Here is a 1,289-nt window from a genome sequence, read left to right as displayed (position 1 = left end):
AAGATCATTGCCTTCGACGAGGAGGCACGGCGCGGCCTGGAGCGCGGCATGAACCAGCTGGCCGATGCGGTCAAGGTCACGCTCGGTCCGAAGGGTCGCAACGTCGTTCTGGAGAAGAAGTGGGGCGTTCCCACGATCACCAACGACGGTGTGAGCATCGCCAAGGAGATCGAGCTCGAGGACCCGTTCGAGAAGATCGGTGCGGAGCTCGTCAAGGAAGTCGCGAAGAAGACCAACGACGTCGCGGGTGACGGCACGACCACCGCGACGATCCTGGCTCAGGCGCTGGTGCGTGAGGGTCTACGCAACGTGGCCGCCGGCGCCAACCCCCTCGGCCTGAAGAAGGGCATCGAGATCGCGGTCGAGCGGGTCTCCGAGGAGCTCTCCAAGCAGGCCAAGGAGGTCGAGACCAAGGAGCAGATCGCTTCGACGGCGTCGATCTCGGCGGGTGACTCGGCGATCGGTGGTCTGATCGCCGAGGCGTTGGACAAGGTCGGTAAGGAAGGTGTGGTCACTGTCGAGGAGAGCAACACCTTTGGTCTGGAGCTTGAGCTCACCGAGGGTATGCGCTTCGACAAGGGTTACATCTCGCCGTACTTCGTCACGGACGCGGACCGTCAGGAAGCCGTCCTCGACGACCCGTACATCCTGATCGTCAACAGTAAGATCGCCGCGGTGAAGGACCTGCTCCCGCTGTTGGAGAAGGTCATGCAGACCAGCAAGCCGCTGGTCATCATCTCGGAGGATGTCGAGGGTGAGGCGTTGGCGACTCTGGTCGTCAACAAGATCCGTGGCACGTTCAAGAGTGTTGCGGTGAAGGCTCCCGGTTTCGGGGATCGTCGTAAGGCGATCCTGGGTGACATCGCGATCCTGACCGGCGGCCAGGTGATCTCCGAGGATGTCGGCCTGAAGCTGGAGAGCACGTCGCTGGACCTGCTGGGCCGCGCCCGGAAGATCGTCGTGACGAAGGATGAGACGACGGTCGTGGAGGGTTCGGGTGACCCGGACCAGATCGCCGGTCGGGTCAGCCAGATCCGTAACGAGATCGAGAAGTCGGACTCGGACTACGACCGGGAGAAGCTTCAGGAGCGGCTGGCGAAGCTGGCCGGTGGGGTTGCGGTCATCAAGGTCGGTGCGGCCACCGAGGTGGAGCTGAAGGAGAAGAAGCACCGCATCGAGGATGCGGTGTCGAACGCGAAGGCCGCCGTCGAGGAGGGCATCGTCGCCGGTGGTGGCGTCGCGCTGCTGCAGGCGTCGATCACCGCCTTCGAGAAGCTCGACCTCTCCGG

Annotated in this window: 1 protein-coding gene; it reads left to right on the top strand. The window is 63.7% G+C overall.

All coding sequences use genetic code 11. The features are described 5' to 3' along the window. Positions 1-1,289 (top strand): chaperonin GroEL (gene groL / locus G6R25_RS24035; RefSeq protein WP_163554658.1); only part of this gene is annotated, 1,289 nt, incomplete at both ends.

Source organism: Candidatus Frankia alpina (genome assembly GCF_902806485.1).
GTDB classification, from domain to species: Bacteria; Actinomycetota; Actinomycetes; order Frankiales; family Frankiaceae; genus Frankia; species Frankia alpina.
Note: the sequence above shows the minus strand (reverse complement) of the source record. Positions and strands in the feature narration are given on the sequence as shown.